This is a genomic window from Pseudomonas sp. LBUM1640, assembly GCF_059716225.1.
Map to the genome: position 1 here is coordinate 5,155,180 of NZ_CP166816.1, position 16,481 is coordinate 5,171,660.

10 protein-coding genes are annotated in these 16,481 nt (G+C 61.3%); 5 read left to right on the plus strand and 5 right to left on the minus strand.

From position 1 onward, the window contains the following. Nucleotides 1-27 precede the first annotated feature (27 nt). From ligA to ACA065_RS22710, 4 genes are all read right to left on the minus strand, one after another. A complete protein-coding gene (gene ligA / locus ACA065_RS22695) occupies nt 28-2,385 on the minus strand; it encodes an NAD-dependent DNA ligase LigA (RefSeq protein WP_497691600.1) in 2,358 nt (785 codons plus the stop codon). An 87-nt stretch (nt 2,386-2,472) separates the two neighbouring features. Beyond that, on the minus strand, nt 2,473-3,336 hold the full coding sequence (gene zipA, locus ACA065_RS22700) for a cell division protein ZipA (protein WP_497691601.1): 864 nt from the start codon (nt 3,334-3,336) through the stop codon (nt 2,473-2,475). Nucleotides 3,337-3,595: 259 nt separating this feature from the next. Further along, complete coding sequence (gene smc, locus ACA065_RS22705; protein WP_497691602.1) at nt 3,596-7,084, minus strand: chromosome segregation protein SMC; 3,489 nt, start codon at nt 7,082-7,084, stop codon at nt 3,596-3,598. Nucleotides 7,085-7,086: 2 nt separating this feature from the next. Further along, complete coding sequence (locus ACA065_RS22710) at nt 7,087-7,746, minus strand: GntR family transcriptional regulator (RefSeq protein ID WP_497691603.1); 660 nt, start codon at nt 7,744-7,746, stop codon at nt 7,087-7,089. A 280-nt stretch (nt 7,747-8,026) separates the two neighbouring features. Here ACA065_RS22710 and xdhA point away from each other — a divergent pair, with 280 nt between their 5' ends. From xdhA to guaD, 4 genes are all read left to right on the plus strand, one after another. Continuing rightward, the gene (xdhA, locus tag ACA065_RS22715; protein WP_497691604.1) at nt 8,027-9,475 is read left to right on the plus strand and encodes a xanthine dehydrogenase small subunit; all 1,449 of its coding nucleotides are present in this window, start codon (nt 8,027-8,029) and stop codon (nt 9,473-9,475) included. Continuing rightward, a complete protein-coding gene (gene xdhB, locus ACA065_RS22720; protein WP_497691605.1) occupies nt 9,468-11,855 on the plus strand; it encodes a xanthine dehydrogenase molybdopterin binding subunit in 2,388 nt (795 codons plus the stop codon). The genes xdhA and xdhB overlap by 8 nt, the downstream gene beginning before the upstream one ends. Before the next feature lie 120 nt (nt 11,856-11,975). Beyond that, on the plus strand, nt 11,976-12,818 hold the full coding sequence (gene xdhC / locus ACA065_RS22725) for a xanthine dehydrogenase accessory protein XdhC (RefSeq protein WP_497691606.1): 843 nt from the start codon (nt 11,976-11,978) through the stop codon (nt 12,816-12,818). 7 nt (nt 12,819-12,825) lie between these two features. After that, the gene (guaD, locus tag ACA065_RS22730) at nt 12,826-14,130 is read left to right on the plus strand and encodes a guanine deaminase (RefSeq protein ID WP_497691607.1); all 1,305 of its coding nucleotides are present in this window, start codon (nt 12,826-12,828) and stop codon (nt 14,128-14,130) included. Nucleotides 14,131-14,269: 139 nt separating this feature from the next. Here guaD and ACA065_RS22735 read toward each other — a convergent pair whose 3' ends face one another. Continuing rightward, nucleotides 14,270-15,034, minus strand: coding sequence for a GntR family transcriptional regulator (locus ACA065_RS22735; RefSeq protein WP_003175499.1), 765 nt, complete (start codon nt 15,032-15,034; stop codon nt 14,270-14,272). A gap of 225 nt (nt 15,035-15,259) precedes the next feature. Between ACA065_RS22735 and ACA065_RS22740 the strand changes: the two genes are divergently transcribed. Further along, nucleotides 15,260-16,450: a benzoate/H(+) symporter BenE family transporter gene (locus tag ACA065_RS22740; protein ID WP_497691608.1), complete on the plus strand. Its 1,191-nt coding sequence runs from the start codon at nt 15,260-15,262 to the stop codon at nt 16,448-16,450. The last annotated feature ends 31 nt before the right edge of the window (nt 16,451-16,481 follow it).

A 16,481-nucleotide genomic window follows, 5' to 3' on the forward strand; every position in this document is an offset into this window, starting at 1 on the left:
TCCCACGCGGAGCGTGGGAACGATCAATCAGACGGTGATGTTGTGCGTGGCCAGGAAAGCCACAAATGCCTCTTCGTCGAGGACCTTGAGGCCCAGCTCGGTGGCCTTGGCCAATTTCGAACCGGCGCCCGGCCCGGCCACCACGCAGTGGGTTTTCGCCGACACCGAACCCGCCACCTTGGCGCCCAGGCTTTCGAGCTTGTCCTTGGCCACGTCGCGGCTCATCAACTCCAGGGAGCCGGTGAGCACCCAGGTATGCCCCGCCTCTGGCAAGCCTTCGACGACCTTCTTCTCGCTCTGCCAGTGCATGCCGAAGTCCTTGAGCTGCAGCTCGATGGCCAGGGCGTGATTGGCGTTGTCGGTATTATCGAAGAAGTCGCGCACGGCCTTGGCCTGCTTCTCGGGCAGCGCCTGGCGCATATCCAGCCAGTCGGCCTTGATCACGCCTTCCAGCGAGCCGAATTTATCCGCCAGTTTCTGCGCGGCGCCGGGGCCGACGCTTGGCACGTGCAGCTTGTCGAGCAAGCCGCCCAGCGTGGTGCTGGCAGCGAACTCGGCGCTCAGGTCGCCCTGATCCTGCAATTGCAGGGCGCATTCGTCCGGCGACAACAGCGCGCCAATCACGTCCTGGTTGTGGCTGTCTTCGAAGAAGCTGTGAATCTCGTGCGCCACCTCCAGGCCGACGTCCGGCAAGTACGTCAGCACTTCCGGCAAGGCCTTCTGCACGCGCTCCAGGGACGCCAGCGAGCGCGCCAGCACCTTGGCGGTCTCCTCGCCCACGTCGGGAATGCCCAGCGCGTAGATAAAGCGCGCCAGGGTCGGCGTCTTGCTGTTTTCGATGGCAGTGATCAGCTTCTTGCTGGAAATATCGGCAAAGCCTTCCAGGTCGATGATCTGCTCGTACTTGAGCTTGTAGAGGTCGGCCGGCGAACCGATGAGCTTTTCATCCACCAATTGCTCGATGGTCTTGTCGCCCAGGCCGTCGATATCCATGGCGCGGCGCGAGACGAAGTGAATAATCGCCTGCTTGAGCTGCGCGCCACAGGCCAGGCGCCCAACGCAACGGTACACCGCGCCTTCGCTGACGGTCTCCTTGCCCTTGCTGCGCTTGACCAGCTGCGTGCGTTCCACATGGGAACCGCACACGGGGCAGCTTTCAGGAATTTGCACGGCGCGAGCATGTTCCGGGCGACGCTCGGTGACCACTGACACCACTTGTGGGATCACATCACCGGCGCGGCGGATGATCACGGTATCGCCGATCATCAAGCCCAGGCGCGCGACTTCGTCCATGTTATGCAGTGTGGCGTTGGACACGGTGACGCCCGCGACCTTGACCGGTTTGAGGCGCGCCACGGGCGTGACGGCACCGGTACGGCCAACCTGGAATTCCACGTCGAGCAGTTCGGTCAGCTCTTCCATGGCCGGGAATTTATGCGCGATGGCCCAGCGCGGCTCACGGGCGCGGAAACCCAGTTCACGCTGCGAGGCAATGCTGTTGACCTTGAACACCACGCCGTCGATTTCATACGGCAGGCTGTTACGCCGCTCGCCGATATCGCGGTAATACTCCAGGCAATCCTGAATGCCCTTGGCCAGCTTCAGCTCATGGCTGATGGGCATGCCCCACGCCTTGAGTTGCTGCAGGTTGCCGATATGGGTGTCGCTGATGTCCGTGGTCACGCCATAGCAGCAGAATTCCAGCGGGCGGCTGGCGGTAATCTTCGAGTCCAACTGACGCAAGCTGCCGGCCGCGGCGTTACGCGGGTTGGCGAAGGTCTTGCCACCCACTTCCAGCTGCGAGGCATTCAGCCGCTCGAAACCGGCCTTGGACATGAACACTTCGCCGCGCACTTCCAGGGTCGCCGGCCAGCCGCTGCCGTGCAGCTTCAGCGGGATATTGCGCACGGTGCGCACGTTGACGCTGATGTCTTCGCCAGTGGTGCCGTCGCCACGGGTAGCACCGCGCACCAGCTCGCCGTCTTGATACAGCAGGCTGACCGCCAGGCCGTCCAGCTTGGGCTCGCAGCTGTATTCCACGGCCGCGCCACCGCCAAACAGATCGCCCACCGGCAGGTCGAGCCCTTCGGTGACCCGGCGATCAAACTCAAGCATGGTGGTTTCATCAAAGGCGTTGCCCAGGCTGAGCATCGGAATGTCGTGCTTGACCTGAGTGAACGCCGACAACGCCGCACTGCCGACCCGCTGCGTCGGTGAATCACGCGTCACCAGTTCCGGATGCTCGGCCTCCAGGGCCTTGAGCTCGTGGAACAGCCGGTCGTACTCGGCGTCCGGGATGCTCGGCTCGTCGAGGACGTGGTAACGGTAATTGTGCTGATCCAGTTCAGCGCGCAATTGGAGGATGCGGGTGTGGGCGGCGGTCATGGGTGTTCTCTCAGAAAGCAAAAGAGCAGCCGAAGCTGCTCAATATGTTAGTGCGCTTATTCTACTGACAACGCTGAAGACCAATCCTCAGCGTTTCTGTGTCAGGGCGCGACGCTCGAACTCGACGATGCGCTGACGGTAGTGTTCGATGGTCTGGGCGGTCAGGACGCTGCGTTGGTCGTCCTTGAGCTCGCCGTTGAGCTCCTGGGACAGTTTGCGGGCTGCGGCCACCATCACGTCGAACGCTTGTTTGGGGTGACGCGGGCCTGGCAAGCCGAGGAAGAAGCTGACCGCCGGGGTACTGAACAGGTCGATATCGTCCAGATCAAAGGTGCCTGGCTTGACCGCGTTGGCCATCGAGAACAGCACTTCGCCGTTACCCGCCATGCTTTCGTGGCGGTGGAAAATGTCCATTTCGCCAAAGCGCAGGCCGCTTTCGAGGATGTTCTGCAACAGCGCCGGGCCTTTGAAGCCCGCAGCGTCGCGGCAGATCACGCTGATCACCAAGACCTCTTCGGCGGCCGGCTGATCGTTTACCGATTGGCGTGGCGCGCTTTTGGTTGGGGTCTCGTCAGGGAAGTCGTCATCGCGGCTGCTGAAGCTCGGGCCATCATCGACGTCGAGGTTCAGGTCGCCCTGATGCGGTTCGGCAACGGCAGCGCCGCCGCGTTTGCCGCGCTTGGAAGACGGTTCACGGGCTTCACGCACCGGCGCGCTCATCGACGGCAAGTCGTGCTCGTCCAGTTGCGGCTCTTTATGCGTGTCCAGCACACGCGGCGGCCCCAGCAGCTCGGCGCTGCCGTCGTCGTCGGGCAAGTTGGACAGGTTGCGGTCCAGACGGAATTTAAGCTTGCCCTTGCCACCGCGCATGCGGCGCCAGCCATCAAAAAGAATACCGGCAATGACAATAATGCCGATGACGATCAGCCACTCGCGCAGACCGATTTCCATGTAATCCCGTGCCTCTAATAAAAAATGCTGAAAAATAAGGGGTTTAGCACCGTGCAAACCGCTTTAAAACGTGGCGCCAACTCTATGTTCTGACTGACGTTTTGCCCACGCATACGAAAAATTGACATTAAACTAGCACGACCAAAGATAACTTTACACCGTCTGTCAAAATGCCTTGAACAAATATGTCCATTTGCCACTTTCGCCAGACCGGTAAACCCGCCTACAGCGTGCTGAAAAAATTCTTTCCTGACGCGGTTCAGGATTCCACCATCGCCATCGCTTCTTCGACATCCACCGCCACCAATCGCGAACAGCCCGGTTCGTGCATCGTCACACCCATCAGCTGATCCGCCATTTCCATGGCGATCTTGTTGTGGGTGATATAGATGAACTGCACGGTCTGGGACATCTCCTTAACCAACCGAGCGTAGCGTCCAACGTTAGCGTCATCCAGCGGGGCGTCAACTTCGTCGAGCATGCAAAACGGCGCCGGGTTCAACTTGAAGATCGCAAATACCAGCGCCAATGCCGTCAGTGCCTTCTCGCCACCGGACAACAAATGGATGGTGCTGTTCTTCTTGCCCGGAGGCCGCGCCATGATCGTTACCCCTGTATCGAGTAGATCTTCGCCCGTCAGTTCCAAGTAGGCGCTGCCTCCACCGAAAACTTTCGGGAATAACGCCTGTAAACCGCCATTAATCTGATCAAAGGTATCTTTGAAGCGGTTACGGGTTTCCTTGTCGATCTTGCGGATCACGTTTTCCAGGGTGTCCAGGGCTTCTACCAAGTCGGCGTTCTGGGCGTCCAGATAACGTTTGCGCTCGGACTGCTGCTGGTATTCGTCGATGGCCGCAAGGTTAATCGCGCCGAGCCGTTGGATACGTGCAGCAATGCGTTCAAGTTCTTCTTCGGCGTCTTTTTCGTTGGCCTGGGCGGTCAGCGTGTTGAGCACGCCGTGCAGGTCGTAGCCGTCTTCCAGCAACTGGTCTTGCAGGGTTTTACGGCGCACGGTCAAGGCTTGCCATTCCATGCGTTGCTGTTCGAGTTGGCCGCGAATCAGCTGGGACTGCTGCTCGGCCTGGGTCCGGCGTTTTTCTGCGTCGCGCAGTTCGCGGTCGGCGTCTTCCAGGGCGATCTGCGCGGTCTTGAGTTCTTCGTCGACGCTCATGCGCTTGTCGAGCAACTCTTCCAACTTCAAGCGCAACTCTTCCAGCGGCGCTTCGCCCTCCTCCAGGTTGAGGCTCAGTTGCTCGCGTTTTTCGGTGAGGCGTTCGGACTGCATCTCCAGGCGCTCAAGGGCCTGGCGCGTGGAAGTGTGCTGAGCTTGCAGCGAGCCGAGGCGCACGGCCAGTTGGTGGGCGTGGTCTTTGTGCTGGCGCGCTTCCTGGCGCACGCGGTCGAGGCGTTCGCGCAGGCTGTCGCGCTGGGCCAGCAGCAGTTCGCGCTGCTCGGTGTCCAGCGCCATGCTGTCGAGGGCTTCCTGCAATTGCAGGCGCGCTTCGCCGACCTGTTCGTGCTCGAGCGCGCGCTGCTCGCCCATCTCTGCCACTTCGTCATCAAGACGCGTGCGGCGTAGGGTCAGTTGCTCGGCCTTGGCCTTGCTCGCCGACAATTGGGCTTTGAGTTCGCCTTGCTGGCGCGCTTCGTCCTGCAACAAACGGCGCAGGTGTTCGCGGCCGGTTTCTTGCTGGCGCTGGGTGGCGCGCAGGGTTTGCAGTTCGGCTTCCAGGCTTTCGAGGGTGGCTTCGCGCTCTTCGCGTTCGGCGCTCAGGTTGACGATCTCCTGGCCGCGAGCCAACACGCCGCTTTCCGCTTCGCTGGCGCGGCGCACGCGCAGGAAGTGCCGACCCACCCAGTAGCCGTCTCGGCTGATCAGGCTTTCACCGGCCGCCAGCTGACCGCGTTGGGCCAGGGCCTGCTCCAGCGACTCCACCGGTTTGACTTGGCCCAGCCAAGGCGACAGATCAATCGCCGCTTCAACTTTGTCGAGCAGACTGCCCGGCACGCGGGTGCCATCGGCCGCCGGGCTGAGCAAACGCAGATCGCCCTGGGCAAAGCCGGCCAGGTCAAAGCCGCCAAAATCGTCGACCAATACAGCCTGCAGGTCGGCGCCCAACACGGTTTCCACCGCCAGCTCCCAACCCGCTTGCACTTTTAACCCTTCAGCCAGGCGCGGGCGCTCGGCCAAGTGCTGGTCGCGCAGCCACTCAGCAGTGCCGGTGCCGGGGTCCAAGGCGGCTTGCTGCAAGGCTTCAAGGGACGCCAAGCGCCCGTTCAGCCGCTGCAAATCGCCCTGGGCCTGCTGCTGCGCCTGGGTCGCCTGTTGCAACTGCTGACGCAATTGCTCCAGGCGCTCCACTTGCTGTTCTTCGCTGGCCTCAAGTTCTTCCAGGGTCATCTCGCTTTCGGCGAGCTGCTCGCTCAGCTCCATGATCGCCGCGTCTTCCGGATCGGCGGCGAGCAATACGCGTTCTTCCTGCAAACGACGCTGGCGTTCGGCCAAGCGTTCCATGCTGGTTTCCAGCTGTTGAATACGCGACTGCTGCACCTCAGCCTGGCGGCGCGGCTCGGCGGATTGCAGGTTGAAAGCGTCCCACTGCTCCTGCCAGCCGTGCATGGTGGTTTCGGATTCTTCCAGGGCGGCGGCGGCTTCTTCGGCGGCGGCGCTGGTGATTTCCTGCTCCGGGGTGAGCATGTCCAGCTCTTCGCCGAGGGTCAGCAGCAAGGTGCGGTCGTGGCCCAGGTGCGATTCGGTTTCGAGGCGCGCGCGTTCGGCTTCCTTCAAGTCGTCCTGCAACTGGCGCAGACGCTGCTGGCCGTGCTGGATGCTCTGCTCGACGCGGGCGATATCGCCGCCCACCGAGTAGAAACGCCCTTGCACCAAGTTGAAGCGCTCGGACAGGTCATGGTGACCGTCGCGCAGGCGCTCAATGCTGGCGTCGGCGTTGCGCTGCTCGGCCACCAGCGCTTCAAAGCTGATTTCCTGGGTGCCGATAATCGCTTCGCGCTGGCCGACCTGATCATTCAGCGCCTGCCAACGCAACGCCGAGAGTTGCGCCTTGAGCTGGCGTTCTTCGCCCTTGTATTCCTGATACTTCTCGGCCGCCTGGGCCTGGCGGTGCAGGCGCTCCAACTGGCGCTCCAGCTCTTCGCGCAAGTCCGTCAAGCGGGCGAGGTTTTCGTGAGTACGGCGGATACGGTTTTCAGTCTCGCGGCGGCGCTCCTTGTACTTGGAGATGCCGGCCGCTTCTTCAATAAAGTTACGCAGGTCTTCGGGCTTGGCTTCGATCAGTTTGGAGATCATGCCTTGCTCGATGATCGAGTAGCTGCGCGGGCCCAAGCCGGTGCCGAGGAAGATATCGGTAATGTCCCGGCGCCGGCACTTGGTGCCGTTGAGGAAGTAGCTGTTCTGGCTGTCGCGCGTTACTTTGCGGCGAATGGAAATCTCCGCGTAGGCCGCGTATTCGCCGACCAGGGTGCCGTCGGAGTTGTCGAACACCAGTTCGATGCTGGCCTGGCTCACGGGTTTACGGCTGGTGGAGCCGTTGAAGATGACGTCGGTCATCGACTCGCCGCGCAGGTTTTTTGCCGAGCTCTCGCCCATCACCCAGCGTACGGCGTCGATGATGTTCGACTTGCCGCAGCCATTGGGCCCCACCACTGCCGCCATGTTACTGGGGAAGTTCACCGTGGTCGGGTCGACGAAGGATTTGAACCCCGCCAGTTTGATGCACTTGAGCCGCACGTTTAGGCGTCCGCCAATGCAGCGATGACCAGCGAGCAACTGCGCTGGCCATAGGCCGAGAGCACCAGGCGGATTTGCGTCAGGTCACGCGCCAGCACGGCGGCGAGCAGTTGCTCGAACAGCGCCAGGTACTCGCTCATGGACGCCTTGCGTTGGTCCAGCGCCAGGTAATAGGCGCGGTTCATCGCCGGCTGCAGGTTCTCGACGGTTTCCTGCAAATACGGGTTGTTGGCGAACGGGTACGCAGCGCGCATCACGTTGAAGCTTTCTTCGACGAAGGCGCGGATGTCCTGGCGCTCAAAACTGGCCACCAGCCGCTGCTGGATCTGCAGGAACGGCGCCATGTCGGCCTGGGTCTGCCAGCCTTCGGCAACGGCGTTACCGAGCAGGATGTACAGCTCGCCCATCAACGTGCACAGGCTCTGCACCTTGTGCGCAGTAAGCTCGGTGACGTGCGCGCCACGGCGCGGCAGGATCGCGATCAGGTGGCGGCGTTCGAGGATCAATAACGCTTCACGCACGGAACCACGGCTGACGTTAAGCGCCAGCGTGACTTTCTGTTCCTGGATCCGCTCCCCAGGCTTGAGATCGCCGCGAATGATACGTTCGGCGAGGTGGTGAGCGATTTGCTCGGCGAGACTGTCCGGCGCCTTGAACGTCATGTTTTCCCTTCAGAATCTTCTATCAGTACAAGCGCGGCAGTGTAGCGCATTGGCCCGCTGATGGCGCTACGCCCACCGTGGCGAATTTGGCATGAAATAAGCAGCGTTGAAAAGCCAGAAGCCGCCAAAAACACCGGTTCCAGAAGACTGAACCATAATTGAAAGTGGTGTGATCGCAATTTCTTGACCTTCTGGTCAGAAAATCGTTGACCGAAAAGTCAGACATGACTAGATTCGGCGCAAAGCGGTTAACAACAATAATGAGTCTGCGAGGCCTTCCGTGATCCAGTTTTTACTTAACCAGGAACTCCGTAGTGAGCACGCCCTGGACCCCAACCTGACCGTGCTCAACTATTTGCGTGAGCACCTGGGCAAATCCGGCACCAAGGAAGGCTGCGCCAGCGGCGACTGTGGCGCGTGCACCGTGGTGGTCGGCGAGTTGCACAGCGACGCGCAAGGCGTGGAACAGATTCGTTATCGCAGCCTCAACTCGTGCCTGACCTTTGTGTCGTCGTTGCACGGCAAACAACTGATCAGCGTCGAAGACCTCAAGCACCAGGGCCAACTGCACAGCGTGCAACAGGCGATGGTCGAGTGCCACGGCTCGCAATGCGGCTTTTGCACACCGGGTTTTGTGATGTCGTTGTTCGCCCTGCAAAAGAACAGCGACGCCCCCGACAGCCAAAAAGCCCATGAAGCCCTGGCCGGCAACCTGTGCCGCTGCACCGGCTACCGCCCGATCCTTGCCGCTGCCGAACAGGCCTGCTGCAACAAGCCGGTGGACCAGTTCGACAGCCGCCAAGCCGAGACCATCGCGCGCCTTAAAGCCATCGCGCCGACGCAAACCGGTGAACTCAACAGCGGCGACAAGCGCTGCCTGGTGCCGCTGACCGTCGCCGACCTGGCCGACCTTTACGACGCCTACCCGCAAGCCCGGCTGCTGGCCGGCGGCACCGACCTGGCGCTGGAAGTCACCCAGTTCCATCGCACCCTGCCGGTGATGATCTACGTCGGCAACATTGAAGAAATGAAGCGCATCGAAAGCTTCGACGACCGCCTGGAAATCGGCGCCGCTACGGTGCTGTCCGACTGCTACAGCGCGCTGCACCTCGAATACCCGGACTTCGGCGACTTGCTGCACCGCTTCGCCTCCCTGCAAATCCGCAACCAGGGCACGCTGGGCGGCAACATCGGTAACGCCTCGCCGATTGGTGATTCACCGCCGCTGCTGATCGCCTTGGGCGCACAGATCGTGCTGTGCAAAGGCAACACCCGTCGCACCTTGGCGCTGGAAGACTACTTCATCGACTACCGCGTTACTGCGCGCCAGGACAGCGAGTTCATCGAAAAAATCATCGTGCCCAAGGGCCACGAACTGTTCCGCGCCTACAAGGTGTCCAAGCGCCTGGACGATGACATTTCCGCTGTGTGCGCGGCCTTCAACCTGAAGATCGACAACGGCGTGATCAGCGAAGCACGCGTGGCCTTCGGCGGCATGGCCGCCACCCCAAAACGCGCGAAAAGCTGCGAAGCCGTGCTGGTCGGCGCCACCTGGAACGCCGCCACCGTGGAGAAAGCCTGCGCCGCCCTGGCCGAGGACTTCACCCCGCTGTCGGACTTCCGCGCCAGCAAGGAATACCGCTTGCTCAGCGCACAGAACCTGCTGCGCAAATACTTCATCGAACTGCAAACGCCGCACATCGAGACTCGGGTGACCGCTTATGTCTAACCATCACGCCGTCGTTAAAACCCAAGCCGAGCTCGCCGAGCTGTTTGCCCAGGACTTGACCTCCGGAGTCGGGCGCAGCGTCAAGCATGACAGCGCCGCCAAGCACGTCAGCGGCGAGGCGCAGTACATCGATGACCGTTTGGAATTCCCCAACCAGCTGCACCTGTATGCGCGCATGTCCGACCGCGCCCACGCCCGCATCATCAGCATCGATACCGCGCCCTGCTACGCCTTTGACGGCGTGCGCATCGCTATCACCCACGAAGACGTGCCGGGCCTGAAAGACATCGGCCCACTGATGCCTGGTGATCCGTTGCTGGCCATCGACACCGTGCAGTTTGTCGGCCAAGTGGTGCTGGCTGTCGCCGCCCGCGACCTGGAAACCGCACGCAAAGCCGCCATGGCCGCGGTGATCGAATACGAAGACCTGGAGCCGGTGCTGGACGTGGTCGAGGCCTTCCGTAACAAGCACTTTGTGCTGGACAGCCACACCCACCAACGCGGTGATTCAGTCGGTGCGCTGGCGACGGCAAAAAACCGCATTCAGGGCACGCTGCACATCGGCGGCCAGGAACACTTCTACCTGGAAACCCAGATCTCCTCGGTGATGCCCACCGAAGACGGCGGCATGATCGTCTACTGCTCCACACAAAACCCCACCGAAGTGCAGAAGCTGGTGGCCGAAGTGCTCGACGTGTCGATGAACAAAATCGTCGTCGACATGCGCCGCATGGGCGGCGGTTTTGGCGGCAAGGAAACCCAGGCCGCCAGCCCGGCGTGCTTGTGTGCAGTCGTCGCACGCCTCACCGGCCAGCCGACCAAGATGCGCCTGCCGCGCGTCGAAGACATGCTGATGACTGGCAAGCGCCACCCCTTCTACATCGAATACGACGTGGGCTTCGACGACAGCGGCCGCCTGCACGGGATCAACCTGGAACTGGCGGGTAACTGCGGCTGCTCGCCCGACCTGTCCAACTCGATTGTCGACCGCGCGATGTTCCACGCCGACAACTCGTATTACCTCGGTGACGCCACGGTCAACGGCCATCGTTGCAAGACCAACACCGCGTCCAACACCGCCTATCGTGGCTTTGGCGGCCCGCAAGGCATGGTCGCCATCGAGGAGGTCATGGACGCCATCGCCCGCCATTTGGCGCTGGACCCATTGGCCGTGCGCAAGGCCAACTACTACGGCAAGACCGAGCGCAACGTCACGCACTATTACCAGACCGTCGAGCACAACATGCTCGAGGAAATGACCGCCGAGCTTGAGGCCAGCAGCCAATACGCCGAGCGCCGTGAAGCCATTCGCCTGTATAACGCGCACAGCCCGATCCTGAAAAAAGGCCTGGCACTGACACCGGTGAAATTCGGCATCTCGTTTACCGCCAGCTTCCTCAACCAGGCCGGCGCCTTGATCCACATCTACACCGACGGCAGCATCCACTTGAACCACGGCGGCACCGAGATGGGCCAGGGCTTGAACACCAAGGTCGCGCAGGTGGTGGCCGAAGTGTTCCAGGTGGAAATCGACCGCGTACAGATCACTGCCACCAACACCGATAAAGTGCCCAACACTTCACCGACCGCGGCTTCCAGCGGTGCCGACTTGAACGGTAAAGCCGCGCAGAACGCCGCCGAAACCATCAAGCAGCGCCTGGTGGAATTTGCCGCGCGCAAGTACGACGTGAGTGAAGCGGATGTGGAATTCCACAACGGCCATGTGCGCGTGCGCGACCAGATCCTGACCTTTGAAAGCCTGATCCAGCAGGCGTATTTCGCCCAGGTGTCGCTGTCGAGCACCGGTTTTTACAAGACTCCTAAAATCTTCTACGACCGCAGCCAGGCGCGCGGTCGGCCGTTCTATTACTTTGCGTTCGGCGCGGCCTGCTGCGAGGTGATCGTCGACACCCTGACCGGCGAATACAAGATGCTGCGCACCGACATCCTTCACGATGTGGGCGCGTCGCTGAACCCGGCCATCGACATCGGCCAGGTCGAAGGCGGTTTTATCCAGGGCATGGGTTGGCTGACCATGGAAGAGCTGGTGTGGAACAACAAGGGCAAGCTGATGACCAACGGCCCGGCCAGCTACAAGATCCCGGCGGTGGCCGACATGCCGCTGGATTTGCGCGTGAAGCTGGTGGAGAACCGCAAGAACCCGGAAGACACGGTGTTCCATTCCAAGGCCGTGGGTGAGCCACCGTTCATGCTTGGGATTGCTTCGTGGTGTGCGATCAAGGATGCGGTGGCGAGTTTGGCTGAGTATCGCCATCAGCCGAAAATCGATGCGCCGGCGACGCCGGAGCGGGTGTTGTGGGGGTGTGAGCAGATGCGGCAGTTGACGGCTGCGAAAGCGGTGGAAACCGAGTTGGCTTGATCGTTCCCACGCTCTGCGTGGGAATGCCGGCATGGACGCTCTGCGTCCGCTCGTGTGACGCAGAGCGTCACGGTATGCATTCCCACGCGGAGCGTGGGAACGATCTGACTGGAGGTGACTATGAACAACTGGATCAGCGCCCTCGCCGACCTGCAGAACCAGGGTGAACCCTGCGTGCTGGTGACCATCATCGAAGAGCTCGGCTCCACGCCGCGCAATGCCGGTTCGAAGATGGTGATCAGCGCCGCGCACACCTTCGACACCATCGGTGGCGGGCACCTGGAATACAAGGCGATGCAGATCGCCCGCGACATGCTCGTGCGCGGCCAGCAGAACACCCATCTGGAACGCTTCAGCCTCGGTGCGAGCCTGGGCCAGTGCTGTGGCGGTGTGACCGTGCTGCTGTTCGAACCGATGGGCCAGGTGCAGGCGCAGATCGCCGTGTTTGGCGCAGGCCATGTCGGCCGCGCGCTGGTGCCATTGTTGGCGAGCCTGCCGTGCCGGGTGCGCTGGATCGACTCCCGGGATCAGGAGTTTCCGGAACATATCCCCCAGGGCGTGCGTAAAATCGTCAGCGAAGAGCCGGTCGACGAAATTGCCGACTTGCCGGTGGGCAGTTACTGCATCGTCATGACCCACAACCACGCGCTGGACCTGGAACTGACCGCCGCCCTGCTCAAGCGCAATGACTTTGCCTACTTCGGCTTGATCGGTTCCAAGACCAAGCGCGTCAAATTTGAACACCGCCTGCGTGATCGCGGTTTCGACACCGCGCAACTGCAACGCATGCGCTGCCCGATGGGCCTCACTGAGGTGAAGGGCAAATTACCGGTGGAGATCGCCATCTCCATCGCCGGCGAAATCATCGCCACCTATAACGCCAATTTCGGCCAGCACACCGCCAGCGCCGAACCCATTGCCAAACTGCTGCCGGCTTCGCGCCGCAGCCAAGCTATCAATTGAGAAAACCATGCCTTTGACTCGTAAAGCCTACCGTGCCGCCATCCTGCACAGCATCGCCGACCCTGCTGAAGTGGGGATAGAAGCCTCCTATGAGTATTTCGAAGACGGCCTGCTGGTGATCGATAACGGCCAGATCAGCGCCCTGGGCCACGCCAGCGATTTACTGCCGACGCTGCCCGCCGACATCGACATCACCCATTACCAGGATGCACTGATCACCCCAGGCTTGATCGACACCCACATCCACCTGCCGCAAACCGGCATGGTCGGCGCCTACGGCGAGCAATTGCTGGATTGGCTCAACACCTACACCTTCCCGTGTGAAAGCCAATTCGCCGACAAGGCCCACGCCGAGGAAGTCGCGGACATTTTCATCAAAGAGCTGCTGCGCAATGGCACCACCACCGCGCTGGTGTTCGGCAGCGTGCACCCGCAGTCGGTGAATTCATTCTTTGAAGCGGCCGAGAAACTCGACCTGCGCATGATCGCCGGCAAGGTGATGATGGACCGCAACGCGCCGGACTACCTGACCGACACCGCCGAATCCGGCTACCAGGAAAGCAAGGCGCTGATCGAGCGCTGGCACGGCAAGGGCCGTTTGCACTATGCGGTCACGCCGCGCTTTGCGCCGACCAGCACGCCGGAACAGTTGGCATTGGCCGGGCATCTGCTGGGCGAGTACCCAGACCTGTACATGCAGACGCACATCAGTGAAAACCTGCAAGAAGTGGAATGGGTGAAGGAGCTGTTCCCAGAGCGCAAGAGCTACCTGGACGTCTACGACCACTACAAACTGCTCGGCGAGCGCTCCGTGTTTGCCCATGGCGTACACCTGTGTGATGACGAGTGCGCGCGGTTGGCGCAGACGGGTTCGGCGGTGGCGTTCTGCCCAACCTCGAACTTCTTCCTCGGCAGTGGGTTGTTCAACTTGCCGATGGCTGAGAAACACAAACTGCATGTCGGCCTGGGCACCGACGTGGGCGGCGGCACCAGCTTTTCGCTGCTGCAAACCTTGAACGAAGCCTACAAGGTCATGCAGTTGCAGGGCGCGCGGTTGAGCCCGTTCAAGTCGCTGTACCTGGCCACCTTGGGCGGTGCGCGAGCGCTGCGCCTGGAAGACAGGATCGGCACATTGCAGCCGGGCACTGACGCGGACTTCCTGGTATTGGATTACAACGCCACGCCGCTGCTGAGCTATCGCTTGAAGCAGGCCAATAACATTGCCGAGACGTTGTTTGTGCTGATGACGCTGGGGGATGATCGGGCGGTGTTGCAGACGTATGCAGCGGGTCAGCTCGTGCACCAGCGCTAATTTCGGGGCCGCCATAAATCAATGTGGGAGCGGGCTTGCTCGCGAATGCGGTGGATCAGTCACTACATCTGGTGACTGACACTCCGTATTCGCGAGCAAGCCCGCTCCCACATTTTTAGTCCCAGGCGAACCTGGAAAATTACAGTTTTACTGAAGAACGCCCTGGTTTCTTGGTCTGCAACAAATGCGAAAACACCGCGTGCAAATCATCCGACGCGCTTTCCTCATCGAGGTTGAGCTTGCTGTCGATGTGATCCATGTGGTGCATCATCAAATTCACTGCCAGCGCCGCGTCGCGTGCTTCAATCGCATCGATCAACTGGGTGTGCTCATCGTAGGAGCAGTGCGAGCGGTTGCCGCTTTCGTACTGGGCGATGATCAACGAGGTCTGGGAAACCAAACTGCGTTGGAAGCTGATCAGCGGCGCGTTCTTCGCCGCTTCTGCCAGCTTGAGGTGGAACTCGCCGGAGAGGCGGATACCGGCACCGCGATCACCGCGTGAGAAGCTGTCGCGCTCGTCGTTGACCATCTGGCGCAGCTCGGCCAACTGTTCGGCCGTGGCGTGCTGCACTGCCAACTCGGTAATTGCCCGTTCGACCAGACGCCGGGCCAGGAACACCTGGCGCGCCTCTTCTACACTTGGGCTCGCCACCACCGCACCTCGATTGGGCCGCAGCAACACCACGCCTTCATGGGCCAGACGCGAGAGCGCGCGGCGAATGATGGTGCGGCTGACGCCGAAGATTTCGCCCAGTGCCTCTTCACTCAATTTGGTTCCGGGCGCCAGGCGTTGTTCAAGGATGGCCTCGAAGATATGCGCGTAAACGATATCGTCCTGGGTTCCGCTGCGACCGGCCTTGCCGGCTCGCGGTTGTTTCTTGAGAGGTTGCAACTGTTCGTTCATGGGCACTCGGGTTTGGAGAACGGCGGCGAATTAACGGTAATACGGCAACAACGTGTCGCTGGCAAGTATCACCTAAAAACAGGGCACATTGTACACAACCCAATGCGCCAACACACTGTACGGCTGTTTGCGGCGTCGGCTGTATTGCAATGAGTAGTTACGTTTGAGTTTAGGCTTGAATCCGCGCCTTCACCGGCTAAACCCAGGTAAAAGGAACACCTCCCCATGACCGACGCCACCCAAGCGCCTTTGCGCCCGTTGGCCGACACTTCTGCGTCGGCCGTCGTCGCCGGCTTCATCGCCATGCTGACCGGCTACACCAGCTCGCTGGTCCTGATGTTCCAGGCCGGCCAAGCCGCCGGCTTGACCACGGCGCAGATTTCTTCGTGGATCTGGGCCATCTCCATCGGCATGGCGGTGTGCAGCATCGGCCTGTCCCTGCGCTATCGCACGCCGATCACCATTGCCTGGTCGACACCCGGCGCGGCGCTGCTGATTACCAGCCTGGGTGGCGTGAGCTACGGCGAGGCCATCGGCGCCTACATCACCTGTGCGGTATTGGTCACGCTGTGTGGGCTGACCGGCAGCTTCGAAAAACTGGTCAAGCGCATCCCGTCTTCGCTGGCGGCAGCCTTGCTGGCGGGGATTCTGTTCAAGATCGGCAGCGAGATTTTCGTCGCCGCACAGCATCGCACCGGGCTGGTGCTGGGGATGTTTTTCACGTATCTGATCATCAAGCGCCTGTCGCCACGCTATGCGGTCCTCGCCGCGCTGGTGCTTGGCACCGTGCTGTCGGGGCTGATGGGGCTGCTGGATTTCAGTGGGTTTCACCTCGAAGTGGCGACACCGGTATGGACCACGCCGCACTTCTCGCTGGCGGCGACCATCAGTATCGGCATCCCGTTGTTCGTGGTGGCGATGACCTCGCAGAACATGCCCGGCGTCGCCGTGCTGCGCGCCGACGGCTACAACGTGCCCGCCTCGCCGCTGATCACCGCCACCGGCCTGGCTTCATTGGTACTGGCGCCGTTCGGCTCCCACGGCATCAACCTGGCGGCGATCAGCGCAGCCATCTGCACCGGGCCGCATGCCCATGAAGACCGCAACAAGCGCTATACCGCCGCCGTGTGGTGCGGGGTGTTCTACGGGATTGCCGGGGTCTTTGGCGCGACATTGGCGGCGTTGTTCGCAGCGCTGCCAAAGGAGCTGGTGCTGTCGATTGCGGCGTTGGCACTGTTTGGCTCGATCATCAATGGCTTGAGCATCGCCATGAATGAGCCGAAGGAACGCGAAGCGGCGCTGATCACCTTTATGGTCACCGCGTCAGGCTTGACGTTGTTTTCCATCGGTTCAGCGTTCTGGGGGATTGTGGCGGGGGTGTTGACGCTGCTGATTCTGAACGGGCGCAAGGCATAAAAAAACGGCGACCCTCAGGTCGCCGTTTTTT

Coding starts and splice junctions, on each gene's coding strand:
- ACA065_RS22735 (WP_003175499.1), bottom strand. CDS start 15,034: ATGAACGAACAGTTGCAACCTCTCAAGAAACAACCGCGAGCCGGCAAG.
- ligA (WP_497691600.1), bottom strand. CDS start 2,385: ATGACCGCCGCCCACACCCGCATCCTCCAATTGCGCGCTGAACTGGAT.
- zipA (WP_497691601.1), bottom strand. CDS start 3,336: ATGGAAATCGGTCTGCGCGAGTGGCTGATCGTCATCGGCATTATTGTC.
- xdhB (WP_497691605.1), top strand. CDS start 9,468: ATGTCTAACCATCACGCCGTCGTTAAAACCCAAGCCGAGCTCGCCGAG.
- xdhC (WP_497691606.1), top strand. CDS start 11,976: ATGAACAACTGGATCAGCGCCCTCGCCGACCTGCAGAACCAGGGTGAA.
- ACA065_RS22710 (WP_497691603.1), bottom strand. CDS start 7,746: ATGACGTTCAAGGCGCCGGACAGTCTCGCCGAGCAAATCGCTCACCAC.
- guaD (WP_497691607.1), top strand. CDS start 12,826: ATGCCTTTGACTCGTAAAGCCTACCGTGCCGCCATCCTGCACAGCATC.
- ACA065_RS22740 (WP_497691608.1), top strand. CDS start 15,260: ATGACCGACGCCACCCAAGCGCCTTTGCGCCCGTTGGCCGACACTTCT.